At 71.1% G+C, this 19,677-nt stretch carries 16 protein-coding genes and 1 pseudogene; 10 read left to right on the top strand and 7 right to left on the bottom strand.

Annotated elements, in window-relative coordinates; translation table 11 throughout:
- Positions 1–13: 13 nt before the first annotated feature.
- From O7608_RS26115 to rny, 6 genes are all read left to right on the top strand, one after another.
- Positions 14–688, top strand: coding sequence for a UdgX family uracil-DNA binding protein (locus O7608_RS26115; RefSeq protein WP_289207087.1), 675 nt, complete (start codon positions 14–16; stop codon positions 686–688).
- On the top strand, positions 688–2,076 hold the full coding sequence (locus O7608_RS26110; RefSeq protein WP_289207086.1) for an MFS transporter: 1,389 nt from the start codon (positions 688–690) through the stop codon (positions 2,074–2,076). The genes O7608_RS26115 and O7608_RS26110 overlap by 1 nt, the downstream gene beginning before the upstream one ends.
- 57 nt (positions 2,077–2,133) lie before the next feature.
- Positions 2,134–2,334 (top strand): DUF3046 domain-containing protein, encoded by a 201-nt coding sequence (locus tag O7608_RS26105; protein WP_289207085.1) that lies wholly within the window; start codon positions 2,134–2,136, stop codon positions 2,332–2,334.
- 312 nt (positions 2,335–2,646) lie between these two features.
- Entirely contained in the window at positions 2,647–3,693 is a 1,047-nt protein-coding gene (gene recA / locus O7608_RS26100; RefSeq protein ID WP_282226335.1) for a recombinase RecA, read from the top strand.
- Positions 3,694–3,698: 5 nt separating this feature from the next.
- The gene (locus O7608_RS26095; protein ID WP_289207084.1) at positions 3,699–4,460 is read left to right on the top strand and encodes a regulatory protein RecX; all 762 of its coding nucleotides are present in this window, start codon (positions 3,699–3,701) and stop codon (positions 4,458–4,460) included.
- 490 nt (positions 4,461–4,950) lie between these two features.
- Positions 4,951–6,732 carry a ribonuclease Y gene (gene rny, locus O7608_RS26090; RefSeq protein WP_289207083.1) on the top strand — a complete coding sequence of 594 codons (1,782 nt, stop codon included), beginning with the start codon at positions 4,951–4,953 and terminating at the stop codon, positions 6,730–6,732.
- 155 nt (positions 6,733–6,887) lie between these two features.
- On the opposite strand, the gene O7608_RS26085 is transcribed toward rny, so the two are convergent.
- The 4 genes from O7608_RS26085 to O7608_RS26070 all read right to left on the bottom strand — a co-directional run bounded on the left by O7608_RS26085 (position 6,888) and on the right by O7608_RS26070 (position 10,586).
- Positions 6,888–7,907: an amino acid ABC transporter permease gene (locus tag O7608_RS26085; RefSeq protein WP_289207082.1), complete on the bottom strand. Its 1,020-nt coding sequence runs from the start codon at positions 7,905–7,907 to the stop codon at positions 6,888–6,890.
- Between the two features lie 70 nt (positions 7,908–7,977).
- Positions 7,978–8,685 (bottom strand): amino acid ABC transporter permease, encoded by a 708-nt coding sequence (locus O7608_RS26080; RefSeq protein WP_289207081.1) that lies wholly within the window; start codon positions 8,683–8,685, stop codon positions 7,978–7,980.
- Between the two features lie 163 nt (positions 8,686–8,848).
- The gene (locus O7608_RS26075) at positions 8,849–9,736 is read right to left on the bottom strand and encodes a glutamate ABC transporter substrate-binding protein (protein ID WP_289207080.1); all 888 of its coding nucleotides are present in this window, start codon (positions 9,734–9,736) and stop codon (positions 8,849–8,851) included.
- A gap of 82 nt (positions 9,737–9,818) precedes the next feature.
- Positions 9,819–10,586, bottom strand: a complete 768-nt coding sequence (locus O7608_RS26070) for an amino acid ABC transporter ATP-binding protein (RefSeq protein ID WP_289207079.1) — start codon at positions 10,584–10,586, stop codon at positions 9,819–9,821.
- Positions 10,587–10,733: 147 nt separating this feature from the next.
- Between O7608_RS26070 and O7608_RS26065 the strand changes: the two genes are divergently transcribed.
- Positions 10,734–11,234: a hypothetical protein gene (locus tag O7608_RS26065; RefSeq protein ID WP_289207078.1), complete on the top strand. Its 501-nt coding sequence runs from the start codon at positions 10,734–10,736 to the stop codon at positions 11,232–11,234.
- A gap of 43 nt (positions 11,235–11,277) precedes the next feature.
- Positions 11,278–12,780: a tRNA (N6-isopentenyl adenosine(37)-C2)-methylthiotransferase MiaB gene (gene miaB / locus O7608_RS26060; protein WP_289207077.1), complete on the top strand. Its 1,503-nt coding sequence runs from the start codon at positions 11,278–11,280 to the stop codon at positions 12,778–12,780.
- A 91-nt stretch (positions 12,781–12,871) separates the two neighbouring features.
- Here the strand turns inward: miaB and O7608_RS26055 are convergent, their stop codons facing one another.
- Positions 12,872–14,224, bottom strand: a complete 1,353-nt coding sequence (locus O7608_RS26055; protein ID WP_289207076.1) for a pectate lyase family protein — start codon at positions 14,222–14,224, stop codon at positions 12,872–12,874.
- Between the two features lie 382 nt (positions 14,225–14,606).
- The gene (locus O7608_RS26050) at positions 14,607–15,815 is read right to left on the bottom strand and encodes a DUF349 domain-containing protein (protein WP_289207075.1); all 1,209 of its coding nucleotides are present in this window, start codon (positions 15,813–15,815) and stop codon (positions 14,607–14,609) included.
- Positions 15,816–16,086: 271 nt separating this feature from the next.
- Between O7608_RS26050 and O7608_RS26045 the strand changes: the two genes are divergently transcribed.
- Entirely contained in the window at positions 16,087–16,917 is an 831-nt protein-coding gene (locus tag O7608_RS26045) for a class III extradiol ring-cleavage dioxygenase family protein (protein ID WP_289211040.1), read from the top strand.
- A complete protein-coding gene (gene miaA, locus O7608_RS26040) occupies positions 16,902–17,867 on the top strand; it encodes a tRNA (adenosine(37)-N6)-dimethylallyltransferase MiaA (RefSeq protein ID WP_289207074.1) in 966 nt (321 codons plus the stop codon). Before O7608_RS26045 ends, miaA begins: the two co-directional genes overlap by 16 nt.
- Positions 17,868–18,042: 175 nt before the next feature.
- Here the strand turns inward: miaA and O7608_RS26035 are convergent.
- Positions 18,043–19,467 (bottom strand): annotated as a pseudogene (locus O7608_RS26035) (NAD-dependent malic enzyme); the annotation flags it as partial.
- Between the last annotated feature and the right edge of the window lie 210 nt (positions 19,468–19,677).

Raw genomic sequence — 19,677 nt, 5'->3', positions numbered from 1 at the left:
GTATGAAGGTCCGGTGACCACACAGCAGACCACGACGGGCGCGGACCGCTACGTTCCCACGGACGCCGCCGACCTCGCCGCCCTGCGCAGCGCCGCCGCCGGTTGCCGGGGCTGCGAACTGCACCGGGACGCCAGCCAAATGGTCTTCGGCCGGGGCGCGCCCGACGCCCGGGTGGTGATGGTCGGCGAACAGCCCGGCGACGTCGAGGACCAGCAGGGTCTGCCGTTCGTCGGCCCGGCCGGCCGGTTGCTGCGCCGCGCGGTCGACGACGCGGCGATCCCGGTCGACCAGATCTACCTGACCAACGCGGTCAAACACTTCCGGTTCGAGCTGCGCGGTCGACGGCGGATCCATCAGACGCCGGACCGGGTGCACATCGCCGCCTGCCGACCCTGGCTGGTCGCGGAGTTCGCGAAGCTGCGTCCGCGCGTGATCGTGGTGCTCGGCGCGACCGCCGGGCAGGCCCTGCTCGGTCCGTCCTTCCGGGTCACCCGTTCGCGTGGGGTGCCGATGCCCTGGCCGGACTCGGCCCAGCGGGTCGGGGACTTCCCGGACGCGCCGGCCGAGCTGGTGGCCACCATCCACCCCTCGGCCGTGCTGCGGGCCGACGACCGCGACGTCGCCTACCGGGGGCTGGTCGCCGACCTCACCGTCGCCGGGCGGCTGCTGACCCGGGGACATCCGTGATGATCTCCTCGACCGCGTCGCCCATGGTGACCGGCCCACCGCCGGTCGACACCGCCCGGGTGCAGCGGCGCACCCTGCGACTGCTGGCCGGCACCCAGGTGATCGGCGGAATCGGGATCACCATCGGCATCGCGGTGGGCGGTCTGCTCGCGGCCCGCCTCGGCGGCGTGACCGTCTCCGGGTTGGCGCAGAGCGCCGCCGTGGTCGGTGGGGCGCTGCTCGCCGTACCCGTGGTGGGCATCATGAACCGGTACGGGCGTCGCCCCGGCCTGGCGCTGGCCTACCTGGTCGGCGCCGTCGGTGGCGTAGTGGTCGTGGTCGCCGCCGCGCTCGGCTGGGTGCCGTTGCTCTTCGCCGGGATGCTGCTGTTCGGCGGGGCGAGCACGGCCGGACTCCAGGCCCGGTACGCCGCCGTCGACCTCGCCGAGCCGCACCGCAGGGGCCGGCAGCTCTCCCTGGTGGTGTGGGCGACGACGATCGGCGCGGTCACCGCACCGAACCTCGCGGGGCTTGCCGACCAGGCGGGCATCGAGGTCGGGTTGACCCCGCTGTCCGGCCCGTTCGCCTTCAGCACGCTGGCGTTCCTGCTCGCCGCCGGCCTCGTCTGGCTGCTGCTGCGTCCGGATCCGCTGCTGCTCGCCAGGCGACTGGCCGCCGGGCCACCGGCTGCCGTACCCGGCCCTGACGACGGGGCACCCACCGCCGCGTCCGGTCCTGCCGCGTCCGGTCCTGCCACGTCCGGTCCCGCCACGCCCGGTCCCGCCGTGCCGCCGGGGCGGGGGCTGCGGGCGGCGTTCGCGGTGATCGCCGCCCGGCCCACCGCCCGGCTCGGCATCGCCGCCGTGGCGGTCGGGCACCTGGTCATGGTCGGCGTGATGGCGATGACACCGGTGCACCTCGGCTACGCACACGTCGGCGACGACCTGCTGCAGGTCGTTGGCCTGGTGCTGAGCCTGCACATCGCCGGGATGTACGCGTTCGCGCCGGTGGTGGGCTGGCTGACCGACCGGGCCGGTCGCCGGCCGGTCATCCTGGGTGGGGTCGGGCTGCTGCTGGCCGCGTGCGCGGTCGCCGGGACCGCCGGTCACGACACCCTGCGGCTGGTGATCGGGCTGGTGCTGCTCGGCCTGGGCTGGTCGGGCACGATGGTGGCCGGTTCGACGTTGCTGTCGGAGTCGGTACCGGCCGACGTACGGCCGTCGGTGCAGGGCCTGTCCGATCTGGCGATGGGGCTGGCCGGCGCGGCGGCCGGCGCGGTCAGCGGCGTCATCGTGGGACTGGGCAGTTTCGGTGTACTGACGATTCTGGCCGCGGTGGCCACCGTGCCGCTGCTGGCTCTGGCGCTGCGCCCGGCCCCGGCGGCACGGCCCGCCGGGCGGCCGGGCTGACCGGGCGCAGCGGTACGACGTGCGGGTCGCGGTACGACGATGGGGGAGGGGCGCGGGATGCGGCTGACGGACTTCTGGGGACGGCTGGACGAGGTCTTCGGGCCGGCGTACGCCCGCAGCATCGCTGCGGACCAGGTGCTGGCCCAGTTGGGTGGGCGTACCATCGCGCAGGCGCTCGCGGCCGGTGAGGAGACCGCGGTGGTCTGGCGGGCGGTCTGCGCCGCCTATCCGGACCGGGTGCCTGCCCGGTTACGGTGAGCGGGCCGACACGGCGATCCGGTCCGGACGAGACGAGCGGGCCACTGTTTCGGTCACCCGTCGTCGTTCATTCATGCGCTCTCGGTAATAGATGACTTCAAGTGTTTGGTTGACTGCATTCCGGTGTGAAATTCATCGGCGTGTCCGCTGGTCCAGTCGTACACCTGTTCGGCTATTGTCCACAGCGAGGTGCTCGTCCACAGGCTGCGGCCAGTCGGCTGTTCTCTGTCGGACCCAGCGCCTAGCGTGACCCGTGTGACGAGAAGCTCGGCCAGGACGCCTGGGAAGTCGGCGAACGTAGGGGTGGCAGCAATGGCGGCATTGCCAGACAAGGAAAAGGCGCTCGATCTGGCGCTGGCCCAGATCGACAAGCAGTTCGGCAAGGGTTCGGTGATGCGGCTGGGCGAGCGGCCGGTGATCCAGACCGCGGTGATCCCGACCGGGTCCATCGCCCTCGACGTGGCCCTCGGCGTCGGCGGCCTGCCCCGTGGCCGGGTGGTGGAGATCTACGGGCCGGAGAGCAGCGGTAAGACCACGGTCGCCCTGCACGCGGTGGCCAACGCCCAGCGGGCCGGTGGCATCGCGGCGTTCATCGACGCCGAGCACGCCCTCGACCCGGAGTACGCCAAGGCACTCGGCGTGGACACCGACGCGATGCTGGTCTCCCAGCCGGACACCGGTGAGCAGGCGCTGGAGATCGCCGACATGCTGATCCGCTCCGGCGCGTTGGACATCGTCGTCATCGACTCGGTCGCGGCGCTGGTGCCGCGCGCCGAGATCGAGGGGGAGATGGGCGACAGCCACGTCGGTCTGCAGGCCCGGCTGATGAGCCAGGCGCTGCGCAAGATCACCGGTGTGTTGAACAGCACCGGGACCACCGCGATCTTCATCAACCAGCTCCGGGAGAAGATCGGTGTGATGTTCGGCTCCCCGGAGACCACCACCGGTGGCCGGGCGCTGAAGTTCTACGCCTCGGTGCGGCTGGACGTGCGCCGGATCGAGAGCCTCAAGGACGGCACCGACATCGTCGGCAACCGGACCCGGGTCAAGGTCGTGAAGAACAAGGTCTCCGCACCGTTCAAGCAGGCCGAGTTCGACATCATGTACGGCAAGGGCATCTCCCGGGAGGGCTCGCTGATCGACGTCGGGGTGGAGCAGTCGATCATCCGTAAGTCCGGCGCCTGGTACACCTACGACGGCGACCAGCTCGGCCAGGGCAAGGAGAAGGCCCGCGAGTTCCTCCGGGAGAACCCGGACGTGGCCGCCGAGATCGAGAAGAAGATCCTGGAGAAGCTGGGCGTCGGGGTGCTCGGTGCCGACGAAGCCGGCGGGCCTGAGTTGCCGCCGGTCGACTTCTGACCCACATGGCGGGGCGGCGCCGAGGCGCACGGACGGGGCGGGGCTGGGACGCGGCTCCACCCCGTCCCCGTCGTGCCGCCGGCCGGCCGCCGGCCGACGGTTCCGACGACGATCCGATCAGCCCGGGCAGCGGCCCGGATCGTCCGGGTGCCGGCCGGGGCGACTCAGGCACCGTCCGGGCCGGGGCCAGCGCCGGTGCCGGCGGCGAGCCACCGGACGAGGCACAGCGGGCCCGGGACATCTGCCTGCGCCAGCTCGCCGTACGCCCGCGTACCCGGGCCGAGCTCGCGGCGGCACTGCGACGTCGGGGCATCTCCGACGAGACGGCCGGAGCTGTCCTGGACCGCTACGACGAGGTCGGGATGATCGACGACGCCGCGTTCGCCCGTGCCTGGGTGAGCAGCCGGCACCACGGCCGCGGCCTGGCCCGGCGCAATCTCGCTGTCGAGCTGCGCCAGCGCGGCGTGGATCCGCAGGTGGCCCGGGACGCGCTCGACGGGCTCGACGAGCAGACCGAGCGGGCGACCGCCGAGGAACTGGTCGCCCGCAAGCTGCGGGCCGCTCGGGGCGCGCCCGACGTGTTGTTCCGGCGGCTCGTCGCGATGCTCGCCCGTAAGGGCTACCCGGCGGGCGTGGCGGTGCCGGTGGTGCGCGACGCGCTCGCCGCAAAGTCGGCCGAAGCGGCGGAGTTCACCGACACGGTGGCGGAGGATGCGCTGATCGGTGACCTTCCAGACCCGGATGCTGGGCAGTCCTGGTCCACGTGACGGGACATCGTCCCCCGCAGGATGTGCCAAATTTCCGACTCATCCCGCCGCATCCTGAGTGCGATCAGCTGCGAGTGAGCGCGCCGCTGCCCTACGTTCTGCTGTCACCCGGATCATGAGTTCTTGACCGAACGGCCCCTCGCGACCTAGCCTCGCGTTACAGACGAACAACCGATCCGTCGCAGGCTAACCGCACAACATAGATCGCATAACGGTACGGCATCACTTCGCAACAGCTCAGTAGCCAGATACGTCGTTACCGGACAGGCCGGTCCGGTGACCATGGCTCGTCACAGCGGCTCTCGCCTGCCGTGACGAGGCACCGCGAGGTGCCGTCTGGTCGATGGTCAGCCGCCACGGTCGGGTGTTCCCATAGCCGTGGCCGGGCCGGAGCGACAGACCTCCGGGTAGCCGACGGCGGACTGGAGGCGGGCGTGGCGCAGCGTAGGGCAGCGGAAGACATGGGTGCCAGCGTGCCCGGAGGTCCGGCATGACCGGGCTGGAGTGGGCGCTGTTCGCCATCGTCGTCCTGCTCGCCGGTGTCGTCTTCGCCGGCCTGGCCATCGGTGTGCGCACCCTGCGCCGACTCACTCTCACGGCGCCGCCGGCGCCGCCGGCCGAGGACGACCCGGCCTTCGTCGCCGCCCGGGACCGGCAGGAACAGTCGCTGGCCGCACTGCGTACCGCCGCCGACGAGGCCTCCTCCGCCGTCGAGCAGGCCAAGTCCGCCGCTGCGGCGGCCCGGACGGACGCCGCCGCCGCCAAGGCCGAGGCGATCGCCGCCCGCGCCGAAGCCCGGCGGGTGCTCGACGCGGCCCGCGCCGAGGCCGACACCATCCTGGAACGGGCACACCGGCAGGCCGAGTCCGAGGCCGAGCAGGTACGGGCGGCGGCCCGCCGTAGCGGCGAACGGGAGATCGCGATGCTCTCCCGTACCGTGAAGGAACAGTCGGTGGAGCTGGACCGTCGCACGCAGCGGATGGACGAGCGGGAACGGCTGCACGCCGAGGAGGCCGACCGGGTCGCCGAGCGGGACCGGCGGCTCAGCGCCACCGCCGCCGAGTTGGCGCAGCGCAAGGCCGCCCTGGTCGCCCGCGAGGCCGACCTGGCCGCCGCCGAGGAGCGGTGGCAGCGCGAACTGGAACGGGTCGCCGGGCTGACATCCGAGGCGGCCCGTGGCGAGCTCGTCGAGGCGATCGAGAGCCAGGCCAAACGGGAAGCGGCGATCCTGGTCCGCGACATCGAATCCGATGCCCGCGCCACCGCCGACCAGCGGGCCCGGCACATCGTGGTCGACGCCATCCAACGGGTGGCCAGTGAACAGACCGCCGAGAGCGTGGTCAGTGTGCTGCACCTGCCCGGCGACGAGATGAAGGGCCGCATCATCGGCCGCGAGGGGCGCAACATCCGGGCGTTCGAGTCCGTCACCGGGGTCAACCTCATCATCGACGACACACCGGAAGCCGTCCTGCTGTCCTGCTTCGACCCGGTGCGCCGGGAGATCGGCCGGCTGACCCTGGAGAAGCTGGTCCTCGACGGCCGGATCCACCCGCACCGGATCGAGGAGGTCTTCGACACCGCCCGCAGCGAGGTCGAGCAGCTGTGCCACCGCGCGGCCGAGGACGCCCTCGTCGACGTGGGTATCACCGAGATCCACCCGGAGCTGGTCACCCTCCTCGGTCGGCTGCGCTACCGCACCTCGTACGGCCAGAACGTGCTCAAGCACCTGGTCGAGACTGCCCACATCGCCGGAGTGATGGCCGCCGAGCTGCGGTTGGACGTGCCCCTGATCAAGCGCTGCGCGTTCCTGCACGACATCGGCAAGGCGCTGACCCACGAGGTCGAGGGCAGCCACGCGCTGATCGGCGCCGACGTCGCCCGCAAGTACGGGGAGACCGAGGACGTCGTCCACGCGATCGAGGCCCACCACAACGAGGTGCTGCCGCAGACCATCGAAGCGGTCCTCACCCAGGCTTCCGACGCCTGCTCCGGTGGGCGCCCGGGTGCCCGGCGAGAAAGCCTCGAAGCGTACGTCAAGCGGCTGGAGCGGATCGAGGAGATCGCCGCCGGCAAGGTCGGTGTCGAGAAGGTCTTCGCCATGCAGGCCGGCCGGGAGATCCGGGTGATGGTCAAGCCCGACGACGTCGACGACATCGGGGCGGCGGTGCTCGCCCGCGACGTGGCCAAGCAGGTCGAGGAGGAACTGACCTACCCGGGGCAGATCCGGGTCACGGTCGTCCGGGAGTCACGGGTCACCGAGATCGCCCGCTGACAACCCCGCCCTGTCCCGGCCCCCTACTCCCGCCCGCCCTTCCCTCGACGATCTTGCAGTTATCGAGAGCAAATGTCGCGTTTGTCCGTCGATAAGTGCAAGATCGCCGCGATCATGGGCAGGGGGCAGGGGGCAGGGGGCGGTCTCAGGGGGTCTCAGGGGGTGGGGGTGGCTGCCGCCGTCGCGCCACCGGCGGGGGTACCTGGCTGCTGGCCGGCCGCCGCCGTCGTCGACGGTGGCGGCGCCGCCGGCGGAGTCGCGGCGGTACGCCGCCCCCTGGCCAGGGTTCGCTGAACGAACTCGGCCAGCTTGGACAGCGCGTAGTTGACCGCGATGAACAGCACCCCGATCACGATGTACACCTGGATAGGGTTGCGCAGGTTCTGGATGATCGTCCGGCCCATCAGCAGCGTCTCCTGGTAGCCGATGATGAAGCCCAGCGAGGTGTCCTTGAGCACCACGATCAGCTGGCTGATCAGCGCCGGCAGCATGATCCGGAACGCCTGTGGCAGCAGGATCATCCAGGTGGTCTGGAACGAGGTCAACCCGATCGCGGCGGCGGCCTCCCGCTGTCCCGAGGGCAGCCCCTCCATCCCGGAGCGCACGATCTCACCGATCACCACGCCGTTGTAGATCGTCAGGCCCAGCACCAGGTACGGCAGCATCTCGTGGCCGAACGGCAGGGTGATCTCCAGCCCCAGCTCCGGCAGGCCGCGCGCCACGAAGAAGATCGTGATGACCACCGGCAGGCCGCGGAACACCTCGACGCAGAACCGCGTCACCCCGTTGAGCACCCAGCTCGCCGCCCGTACCGCGATCGCCAGCGGGGCGGCGAGACCGACGAATCGGCGCCGCATCAGCGCCTTGAGCTGGATCCGCAGCACCGCCAGCGCGGTGCCGAACAGCAGCGACAGCACGATCGCCAGCCCGGCGGCGGTCAGCGTGGCCCGGATGCCCTGCCCGAGCAGCGACCAGACCTGGCTGAACACCTCGTTGCCGGGGTCGACCAGCGGACCCCACTTGTCCATGGTGAACTGGTCCCGGGCCGCGAGCGGCCGGTAGACCAGGAAGTACGCCGCGACGGCAGCCGCGACCGCCGACAGCACACTGACGATCAGGGTGACCAACCGGGCGCGTGGCCCGGGGGCGTCGTACAGCACGCTCTGCTGGCTCACGCTGCCCATCCTTCGCTCATGTGGCCCGGTCCCTGGTACGCGACCGTGGGCCGGCCGCCGTCGACGGTGCTCACCGGGCCACCGCCCGGCGGGCCTCGACCCGGTCGAGCAGCATCCCCAGCGGCACGGTCATGATCAGGAAGCCGATCGAGATGCCGACGAAGACCGGGATGATCGGCTCACCCAGCGCGCTGGTCAGGTTCTGCGCCGAGTTCGACAGGTCACCGACGACGCCGAAGAAGCCGGCGAGCGCCGAGTTCTTGATCATCGCGATGATCACGCTGCCGAGCGGAACGATCGCCGCCTTCCACGCCTGCGGCAGCACGACGTGCCGCAGGTTCTGGGTGAAGGTCAGCCCGATGGCCCGGGCGGCCTCGGCCTGCCCCGGCGGCACCGCGTTGATCCCGCTGCGCAGCGCCTCGCAGACGAACGCGCCGGTGTACACGCTGAGCGCGATCACCGCGAACCGGAAGTACGGCAGGTCGATGCCGAGCCGGCTGAAGATCGTGCTCAGCCCCGGAATCCGCAGAAAGTCGGCGTTGGAGCCGAGCGCAGGCAGGCCGAAGGCGGAGAAGAACATCACGATGGTCAGCGGCACGTTGCGGAAGACGGTGACGTACGCCCCGCCGAGCCAGCGCAGCGGTGGCACCGGGGAGATCCGCAGGATCGCGATGAACGTACCGATCAGCAGCGCGCCGGTCGCGGAGAGCACGCACAGCTGAAGGGTGAGCCAGAAACCTCCGACGAACACGTCGAAGTGGTCGACGAGCACTCTCACGCGGTGGACCCTTCCTGCGAAGCGTGCGCCGGGGTTGCCGGCCGGTGCCTGGCGGCCGACCCGGGGACCAAGGAGGCCCGGGCCGGCCGGTGCCGGGCGGCCGACCCGGGCCGAGATGGCCCCCGGGCCGGCCGCGATCGGTCAGGTGTGACCGGGTCGGTCGTCAGTAGCGGTCGACGGCCGGGCCGGTCGGGGTGTTGTCGTCGAACGCGCCCGCGGTGGACTCCCACGCCTGCGCGTATGAACCGTCCTCGTAGATCTTCTCCAGGGTGTCGTTGATGAAGTCGCGGAACGCGTCGTCACCCTTGGCGACCCCGATGCCGTACGGCTCCTCGGTGAACTGCTCACCGGCCAGCTTGAACTCGCCCTCGTTCTCGGCGATGAAGCCGAGCAGGATCACGTTGTCCGTGGTGACCGCGTCGACCTGACCGCCACGCAGCGCCTCGACGCACTTGTCGTAGACGTCGAAGAGCACCAGCTGCTCCCCGGCGTTGGCCAGGTACTCCTGAATGTTCTCCGCCGGGGTGGAGCCCTGCACCGAGCAGACCTTCTTGTCGCCGGCCTCGAACGACTCCGGTCCGGTGATCGAGTCGTCGTCGGCGCCGACCATGATGTGCTGGCCGGCGACGTAGTACGGGCCGGCGAAGTCGATCCGCTCCTTGCGGGCGTCGTTGATCGTGTAGGTGGCGACCACGATGTCGACTCGGCCCTGCTCGATGACCTCCTCGCGGACGGCCGACGGAGCCTCCACGTACTCGATGTCGTCGGCCTCGATGCCCAGCTCGGCCGCGATCAGCTTGGCGATCTCGACGTCGAAACCGGCCGGCTTGCCGTCGAGGCCGAGCAGGCCGAAGCCGGGCTGGTCGAACTTGGTGCCGACGGTGATCTTTCCGGCTTCGCTGAGCCGGGCCATGGTGGTGCCGGCCTCGAACGTCGGCGTCGCCACATCAGGGTTCTCACTGCCCGTACCGTCGCTGTTGTCGCCGCAGGCGGCCACGGACAGCGCCAGGGCGGCTGCGGCGGCTACCGCCGCTACACGTGACATACGCATTGCTCGGTGATCTCCTTTTCGATGGGAAGCCCGCCGGATCGCGGCCGACTCCACGATGGATGAAACATGTCCGGAAGCGGTGTCAGTGCGTGAGGATCTTCGACAGGAAGTCCTTGGCGCGGTCACTACGCGGGTTGGCGAAGAACTCCGTCGGCGGGGCGTCCTCGACCAGTTGGCCGTCGGCCATGAAGATCACCCGGTTCGCGGCGTGCCGGGCGAAGCCCATCTCGTGGGTGACGACGACCATCGTCATCCCCTCCGCCGCGAGTGAGGTCATCACGTCCAGCACCTCGCCGACCATCTCCGGGTCGAGGGCACTGGTCGGCTCGTCGAACAGCATCGCCTTCGGCTGCATCGCCAACGCCCGGGCGATCGCCGCCCGCTGCTGCTGGCCGCCGGAGAGCTGCGCCGGGTACTTGTCGGCCTGGTTGGCGATGCCGACCCGGTCGAGCAACTGCAGGGCACGTTCCCGGACCGCCGCCGGCTTCTCCCGGCGCACCTTGACCGGACCGAGCGTGACGTTCTCCAGGATCGTCTTGTGCGCGAAGAGGTTGAACGACTGGAACACCATGCCGACCTCGCTGCGCAGCCGGGCCAACGCGCGGCCCTCGGCCGGCAGCGGTCGACCGTCGAACAGGATCGTGCCGGAGTTGATCGGCTCCAGCCGGTTGATCGCCCGGCACAGCGTGGACTTGCCGGAACCCGACGGGCCGATCACCACCACGACCTCGCCCCGGTGGACCGACAGGTCGACATCGTCGAGGACGTGCAGCGGGCCGAACCACTTGTTGACCCCACTGAGCACGATGAGAGGTTCACTGGTCGTCACCGTCGAGCTCCGTCCTGTCATGCACCGTCCCCTGTGCCGGCGATCGGCGAGGCCACCTCACGACCGTCCCGCCACTTTAGGCGGGGCTGTGTGTCGGAAGGCAACTCGAATGGTCACGGAGCGATAACACACGCCGCGTAGTCGCGGCCGCCCCGGCAACATGATCGTATGGCGATTGCACCGTTTCGCGCCGCGCTGTGGAACTGGTCCGTTGACGGGCCGCTCACCCCCGGTCAGATTCGAGCCGGCCTCACGGCCGTACTGGGCCGGCCGGTGGTCGCGCTCAGTGACGCCGTCGCGGACCAGTTCCCCGACGACGCGGTGCTCTGCGACGTCTGGCAGGGCGCCGGGGAGTTCCCGGTGACGGTCGACTGCTACGCCGCCCCGGCGGAACTGTCCGAAACCCGGGTGCTCGCCGCGTTCGCCCGCCGGGTACGCCGGCGCTGTGTGCTGCCCGACGACACCCTCGACCCCAGCCGGCACCTGCTGATCTCGCCGGACGGCACGATGCGCCCGGTGCACCTGGACATCGAGCCGACCAGCTACGGCGACCAGCGCAGCAACCTGCGCCCGTGCAGCCTCGTCGACCCCGGCTGTCACAACGGCGTGTCCTGCGGCGCGTCCCGCTGGGGACCGGACTCGGTGGTGCCGGCCCGGGCGGCCGCCTGAGCGTGACACCGGTGCCGCGGCGGCGGCTACGCTGTCCCCTGTCATGACTACCAGCGCAGCACACGCCCGCCACCCGCGTACCTACCAGGTGCGCACCTACGGTTGCCAGATGAACGTGCACGACTCCGAACGGATCTCCGGCCTGCTGGAATCGGCCGGCTACGTCCGGGCGGGGGAGTCCGACGACCCAGACGTCGTCGTCTTCAACACCTGCGCGGTGCGGGAGAACGCCGACAACCGGCTGTACGGAAACCTCGGCCATCTGCGGCCGGTCAAGGACGCGCACCCGCAGATGCAGATCGCCGTCGGCGGCTGCCTGGCGCAGAAGGACCGCAGCGAGATCGTCCGCCGCGCCCCCTGGGTCGACGTCGTCTTCGGTACGCACAACATCGGCGCCCTGCCGGCGCTGCTCGACCGGGCCCGGCACAACGCCACCGCCGAGGTGGAGATCCTCGAATCCCTGGAGGTCTTCCCCTCCACCCTGCCGGCGCGTCGGGAGTCGACCTACGCCGGCTGGGTGTCCATCTCGGTCGGCTGCAACAACACCTGCACCTTCTGCATCGTGCCGTCGCTGCGTGGCCGGGAGAAGGACCGCCGCCCCGGCGACGTTCTCGCCGAGGTGCGGGCGCTGGTCGCCGAGGGCGTGCTGGAGGTGACGCTGCTCGGGCAGAACGTCAACTCCTACGGTGTGGAGTTCGGCGACCGGTTCGCGTTCGGCAAACTGCTGCGCGCCTGCGGCGAGGTCGACGGGCTGGAACGGGTCCGGTTCACCAGCCCGCACCCGAAGGACTTCACCGACGACGTGATCGCCGCGATGGCCGAGACCGCCAACGTCTGCCATTCGCTGCACATGCCGCTGCAGTCCGGATCCGACGCGGTGCTGCGGGCGATGCGCCGGTCGTACCGCGCCGACCGCTACCTCGGCATCATCGACAAGGTCCGCGCCGCGATGCCGGACGCGGCGATCACCACGGACATCATCGTCGGGTTCCCCGGGGAGACCGAGGAGGACTTCGAGCGAACCCTCGAGGTGGTCCGGGCCGCCCGGTTCGCCTCGGCGTTCACCTTCCAGTACTCGAAACGCCCCGGTACGCCGGCGGCGGCGCTGCCCGACCAGTTGCCGAAGGCAGTGGTGCAGCAGCGGTACGAGCGACTGATCGCCTGCCTGGAGGAGATCACCTGGGCGGAGAACCGCCGGCTGGTCGGCCAACGCGTGGAGGTCCTCGTCGCGGTCGGCGAGGGACGCAAGGACGAGCGCACCGGCCGGCACTCCGGGCGGGCCCGGGACGGTCGACTGGTGCACTTCGACGCCGGTTCACTCGCCGGCCTGATCCGTCCCGGCGACATCGTCGAGACCGTGGTCAGCTACGCCGCGCCGCATCACCTCAACGCCGACGGCGAGCCGGTCGCGCACCGCCGGACCCGGGCCGGTGACGCGTACGAAGCGGGCCGTGCGCCGCGTACCGCCGGTGGCGTGCTGCTGGGTCTGCCGACGATCGGTGCACCGCCGCCGGCCCCGGTCACCGCCTCGGCCTGCGACCGCTGAGCCCGTCGCCTGAAAGCCTCCGCCTGATGTCCGACGGCGGACGCGCCGCCTCCCGGCCGCACGATGCGGCCGGGAGGCGGACGTCATCGGGTCAGAGACCGATCTTTCCGGTGCCGGCGCCGTTCGTGACGACGGACTTGACCTGGCTGGCGCTGGTCAGCGAGTACGAGTACGGGATGCTCGCCACGCTCCCGGAGGTTTCCGGGGTGCCGGAGTTGACAAAGTGGTTGTTGCGGGCGACGAGCGTGCCCGGGCCCGAGCTGGCGTAGCCCACGTGGGTCGGGTCGTCGACGTTCTCGAAGTAGTTGCCCTCGACGAGCACGCCGGCACCCATGGTGGAGGCGACGCCGTAGTCGTTGTCGTAGTAGTAGTTGTTGAACACGTGCACCGGGTTGCCGAAGCGGACCCGCGGGTGCCGGGAACCGGAGCCGTCGAACCAGTTGTGGTGGTAGGTCACCCGCAAATGACCGCGGTCCTGGCTGGCGTTGTTGTCCGAGTGGCCGAGCAGCATCGACTTGCCGTGGTTGAAGACGCGGTTCCACGACACCGTGATGTAGTCGGAACCGCGCTTGATGTCCACGGCTCCGTCGTACCCGTTGGTGAAGCTGTTGTGGTCGACCCAGACGTTGGTGGATTCGGTCTGGACGTTGATGGCGTCGTCGTTCCAGTTGCGGAAGTTGATGTTGCGGATGATCACGTTCCGTTGGTTGCTGATGTTGAATCCGCAGCCGGAGATCGTGGCCGAGGAGCCGATGCCGACGATCGTCTTGTTGCTACCGACGTTCAGCATGCCGGAGCAGGAGATCGTGCCGGAGACGCGGATGACGGCGGAGCCGGATCCGCTGATCGCCGAGGACAACGCCGACGAGCTGGTGACGGTGGTCGGGGAGGCGTTGCCGCCGCCAGTGGTGCCACCGTTCTGAGTGGCCCAGCCAACCAGGCCGGTCGGCGTCTGTCCGGGTGGTGGGGTGGTCGGGTTGGGCGGTGGGGTGGTCGGGTTGGGCGGTGGGGTGGTCGGACTGGTGCCACCGTTGCAGGCCACCCCGTTCAGACTGAAGTTGCTCGGCACCGGGTTCGACGAGTTCCACGAGCCGTTGAAGCCGAACGAAACGCTTGCGTTCGAGGCGAGGTTGCCGTTGTAGCTCACGTTGCGGGCGGTGACCGAGCTTCCGCTCTGCGAGATTTCGGCGTTCCACGCCTGAGTGATCTGCTGGCCCGAGTTGAAGGTCCACTGCAGTGACCAGGACGACATCGAGTCGCCGAGATTGGTGAGGACGACGTTGCCGGTGAAGCCACCCTGCCATTGGGAGGCGACCGAGTAGTCTACTCGGCAACCGGTGGCGGCGTGGGCGGTGGTTGCGCTGACGACCGTGGCTGCCCCGGTCAGGGCAACAGCCGCGATCGCACTGGTGATCAGCGCGGTGGGGCGCCGTACTACGTGCATTGTGGGATCTCCTTACGCATAGGCGGGTGCGTTGCCGGTGGGAAGGAGCCAGCCCGGTTGGCTCGGTTGTGTAGCGCCGACGGCGCGTCCTGCCATGGGGAATGGAAGGATGGCTTTCCCCGTTGGACGATGTGGGGAAGCGCTTTCCTAGCAAAACATAGACCTACACAGATGTCAAAGGGAGGTTGAGCGGAGACCGGGCGGGGACGATCCGCCTGCCTGGTCCGCAAACCGACGACGTCGACCAGTGCACAGGACGCACCGGCCGTCGGCCGCTGCTGTTGATCGCGGCCGACGGCATCGAGGCGCATCCGCCGTTCGAGGGGGAACGGGGATCGGCGTCAAGCGAGTCGGTGATCGTCGACGGGCGACGATGCTGGGGCTATCTGGCCTGCTCCGCGAGGGCGAGGAACTGTCGCTTGCCGGCGAGGGCCTTCTCCGCTTCGCGGATCCGCTTCGCGTCACCGGCGGCCCGGGCGCGGGCCAGCCGCTGCTCGGCCTCGGCGACCTGCTCGCGCATCTGGGTCAGCAGCGGGTTGGCCGACGGCTCGGTCCGTCGCCAGGCCGAGTCCATCGCCTCGCGTACCCGGTCCTCGACGGCCCGCAGCCGACGGTCCAGGCCGGCCTGGGACTCGCGCGGTACCCGCCCGATGTCGTGCCACTGGCCCTGCGCCTCGCGCAGCTTCGCCTGCGCGGTACGCGGATCCGCGTCGACGTCGATGGCTTCCAACTCGGTCAGCAGCGCCTGCTTGCGCTCCAGGTTGGCGCGCTGCTCGGCGTCGCGGGCCGAGAAGACCTCGCTGCGGCGGGTGAAGAAGGCGTCCTGCGCGGCCCGGAACCGTTCCCACAGCTTCTGCTCGGCCTCCTTCGACGCGCGGGGGGCCGCCTTCCACTGGACCATCAGCTCCTTGAGCCGGTTCGCGGTGGCCGCCCAGTCGGTCGACTCGGCCAACGACTCCGCCTCGGCGACCAACTCGCTCTTGGCGGTCTGGGCCTGCTTGCGCTGGGAGTCGAGGGTCGCGAAGTGGGCACCCCGGCGGCGGGTGAACCCGTCCCGGGCGGCGGCGAACCGCTTCCACAACTCGCCGTCGGCCTTCTTGTCGACGCCCCGGATGGTCTTCCACTCGTCGAGGATCTCCTTGAAGCGGTCCCCGGCGGTCTTCCAGCCGGTCGACTCGGCGGCCAGCTTCTCCGCCTCTTCGACCAGCGCGGTCTTGCGGGCCAACGCCTCGGCGCGGGCCGCGTCGCGGGCCACCTTGGCCTGTGCCGCCTTCTCCTCGGCGAGTGCGGTGAGCTTGTCCAGCCGCTCCGCGAGCGCGTCGAGGTCGCCGACCACGTGGGCCTCGGCGAGTGAGCCCCGCAATCGCCGGATCGTGCTGAGCGAATGCGTCGCGTCTGCGGCGCCGGACTGTAGCCGGGCCTCCGTCAGATCGACCTCGGTCACCAGATCGGCGAACCGGCGGGCGAAGTGCGCCAGCCCTTCCTCGGGCGCTCCCGCTTGCCAGGAACCGACCGCGCGCTCTCCTTCGGAGGTCTTGACGTAGACCGTGCCGTCCGCATCAACCCGTCCGAAGGAAGTCCAGTCGCTCATGTGCCCATCCTCGTTCTCCCGGCGCCACAAGATCGAGATCTCTCGATGGACGCCGCCACGGCGCAGTTAGATTGCGGGTAAGTTTCCCCCGCGCATTGTCACAGGTCCAACCCTGTCCGCGTCGAGCGCCTGTCGCCGACCGTGACCATACGGTGTCCTTGTCCGGGGTCGACCCGGCAGTCGTACCCGAACGGGCCGAATTGCGGCACCGACAGTCACTGTCTGATTGCTCAATGCCATGTCGGATCCCGGCTACCGTAGGCCGGTGCCGATGATCCACGCCGCCTTCTGCCCACAGCCGCCGGTGATCGTTCCCGAGGGCGCGGGGCGGGCGGCCGGCGAGCTCGACGCGTTGCGCGCCGCCGCCGACACCGCCGTACGCGAACTGCTCGCCTGCCCGGTCGACCGGATCGTGGTGATCGGCGGTCAGGATCCCGGCCCGGCCCAGGCCCCGGCCTCGGCGGCCGATGCGGCCCCGACGCTCCCGACCTCCTCGCCGGCCTGGCCGGTGTACCGACCGCCGGTGCGGGCCAGCTTCCGGCCCTACGGCATACCGGCCGACGTGGACCTGCCCGCCCGGCCGACCCGGGCGGCGACCGGTTCCGCTGCGGCGACCGGGTCCGCTGCGGCGCGATCCGGTCGCCGGTTGCCGCTGAGCCTGACCGTCGCCGCCTGGCTGCTGGCCCGCAACGGCTTCGACGGCGGCCGGCACACCATCGAGCTGGTCGCGGTGCCGGACGAGGCGTCGGCGGCCGACTGCCGCCGGTTCGGCCAGCACCTCGCCGCCGACCCCACCGCCTGGGCGGCCCTGGTGATGGGGGACGGCTCGGCGTGCCGGGGGGCCGCCGCCCCCGGGTACCACGACGAGCGTGCCGAACCCTTCGACGACCGGGTGGGTACGGCGCTGGCCGGTGCCGACCACCGCGCGTTGGCGGCGCTCGACCCGCAGGTCGCCGCCGAACTGCGGGTCGCCGGCCGCGCGGCCTGGCAGGTGACCGCCGGCGCGGCCGCCGGGTCGACCGCCGGGTGGGCGGGCCGACTGCACTGGTACGCCGCTCCCTACGGGGTGGCGTACTTTGTGGCCTCGTGGCAGCACACGTGACCGACCAGGACCGCCCCGGCCACGGCCCGGACCCGACGGCGCGGGCCGGCCGGGTCGTGGCAATCGTCGGCCCGACCGCAGCCGGCAAGTCCGCGCTGAGCATCGCGCTCGCCCAGGCACTGGACGCCGAAGTGGTCAACGCCGACTCGATGCAGCTCTACCAGGGCCTGGACATCGGCACCGCGAAACTCACCCCGGACGAACGGGCCGGCGTGCCCCACCACCTGCTGGACATCTGGCCGGTCACCGTGGCCGCCAGCGTCGCCGAGTACCAGCGGCTGGCCAGAACGGCGATCGACGACATCCACCGCCGTGGGCGACTTCCGCTGCTGGTCGGCGGCTCCGGCCTGTACGTCCGGGCGGTCCTGGAGAAGTTCGACTTCCCCGGCACCGACCCGGCGCTGCGCGACCAGCTCGAAAGCGAACTGGCGACCCTGGGCCCGGCGCCGCTGCACGCCCGACTCGCCGCCGCCGACCCGGCAGCCGCCGCCGCCATCTCGCCGAGCAACGGTCGGCGGATCGTCCGCGCGCTCGAAGTGGTCGAGCTGACCGGCCGCCCGTTCACCGCCGCCCTGCCGGACCCGGTGCCCTACTACGACGCGGTGCAGCTCGGGGTGGACCTGCCCACCGACGAACTCGACGAGCGGATCGCCCGCCGGGTCGACCGGATGTGGGCCGACGGCCTGGTCGCCGAAACCGAGGCGCTGGTCCGGCAGGGCCTGCGGCAGGGCCGCACGGCCAGCCGGGCACTCGGCTACCAGCAGGTGCTCCGGATGCTCGACGGCGTCTACGAAGAGCCGCAGGCCCGGACGGAGACGGTGCGGGCGACCCGGCGCTTCGTCCGCCGCCAGCGCACCTGGTTCCGCCGGGACCCTCGGGTGCACTGGCTGACCGGTACGGTCGCGGACCTCACCGACGTCGCCCGTACGGTGCTGACCGGCGTCGGCTGACCCGCGCCGTACGGTGCTGACCGGCGTCGGCTGACCCGCGCCGTAGGGGTCAGTGCGCGGCGGTCGTCGGCTGCTGCTCGACCAGCGCCGGCCCGGCCTGCACCAGCGTGGCGGGGCCGCCGCCGGTCGCCTGACCCCCGTCGGTGGCCGCCACCGGACTCCCGCCGCCGGCACCGTCGTCGGTCACCGCCGCCGCCGGTACGGCGGCCGCCTGCTGGGCCGCCGCCCGCACCGCGGCCGCCACCGCCGGCGCGACCCGGGGGTCGAAGACGCTCGGCACGATCACCGTCGGGTTGATCCGGTCCTCGCCGACGACGTCCGCGATCGCCCGCGCCGCCGCCAACGCCATGTCGTCGGTGAACGACTCCGCGTGGGCGTCCAGCATGCCCCGGAACACCCCGGGGAAGGCGAGCACGTTGTTGATCTGGTTCGGCTGGTCGGACCGCCCCGTCGCGACGACGGCCGCGTACTTGCGGGCCTCGCGCGGGTCCACCTCGGGGTCCGGGTTCGCCAGTGCGAACACGATCGAGTCGGGGGCCATCGTCGCGATGTCGTCACCGGTCAGCAGGTTGGGCGCGCTCACCCCGATGAACACGTCGGCGCCCCGCAGCGCGCCGGGCAGGTCACCGGCGTAGCCGGTGACGTTGGTGTGCTCGGCCAGCCACTGCCAGGTCGGGTTCAGCCCGGACAGCCCCCGGTGCAGCGCACCGGGACGGTCGTAGGCGATGACGTCACCGACTCCTTGGCGCAGCAGCAGCTTGATGATCGCCGTACCGGCGGCACCCGCCCCGGACACCACCACCCGTACGTCGCCGAGCTGCTTGCCGACCACCCGCAGCGCGTTGGTCAGCGCGGCCAGCACGCAGATCGCGGTCCCGTGCTGGTCGTCGTGGAACACCGGGATGTCCAGCAGCTCACGTAGCTTCGACTCGATCTCGAAGCAGCGCGGCGCGGCGATGTCCTCCAGGTTGATGCCGCCGTAGCCCGGCGCGATCGCCCGGACGATCGACACGATCTCGTCCGGATCCTGGGTGTCGAGCACCACCGGCCACGCGTCGACGTCACCGAACCGCTTGAACAGCGCGGCCTTGCCCTCCATCACCGGCAGCGCCGCGGCCGGGCCGAGGTTGCCCAGTCCGAGGACCGCCGACCCGTCGGTGACGACCGCCACCGTGTTCCGTTTGATGGTCAACCGGCGGGCGTCGGCCGGATTGTCGGCGATCGCCAGACAGACCCGGGCCACGCCCGGCGTGTACGCCCGGGACAGTTCGTCCCGGTTGCGCAGCGACACCTTCGGCGACACCTCGATCTTGCCGCCCAGATGCAGCAGGAACGTCCGGTCCGACACCTTGCGGACCTCGACGCCGTCGAGTGCCTCCAGCTCCTTGACCACGTCGTCGGCGTGCGCCGAGTCCGCCGTGTCACAGGTCAGGTCGACGACCACGCTGACCGGATCGGAGTCGACCACGTCGAGCGCGGTCACGATCGCCCCCGCCTCGCCGACACAGGTCGTCAGCCGGCCGATCGCCGACGCGTCCGCGGGGATGCTGATCCGGATGGTGATGGAGAAGCCGGCGCTGGGCAGGCGGGTGGTCGCCACGGGTTCCCTCCGTCGTTGGTGGGTGCGGCCGGGCCGGGCCGCCCGACCATTCTTGCGCGCGATCCGGCACGGCGGCGGTGCGGGCGAAGCGTACGGCGTGGCGACCCGGCCTGACCGCCCGCCCCGGCCCGGCCCGGTACATGGACGGTCCGGTACATGGACGGTCCGGCACATGGACGGCCCGGCACGGATCAGCGGGTCGCCGCTGGG

The organism is Solwaraspora sp. WMMA2056 (assembly GCF_030345095.1).
In the GTDB taxonomy this organism is placed as follows: Bacteria; Actinomycetota; Actinomycetes; order Mycobacteriales; family Micromonosporaceae; genus Micromonospora_E.
The sequence above is the reverse complement of the archived record's forward strand: the minus strand, read 5'-3'. Positions and strand labels throughout refer to the sequence as shown.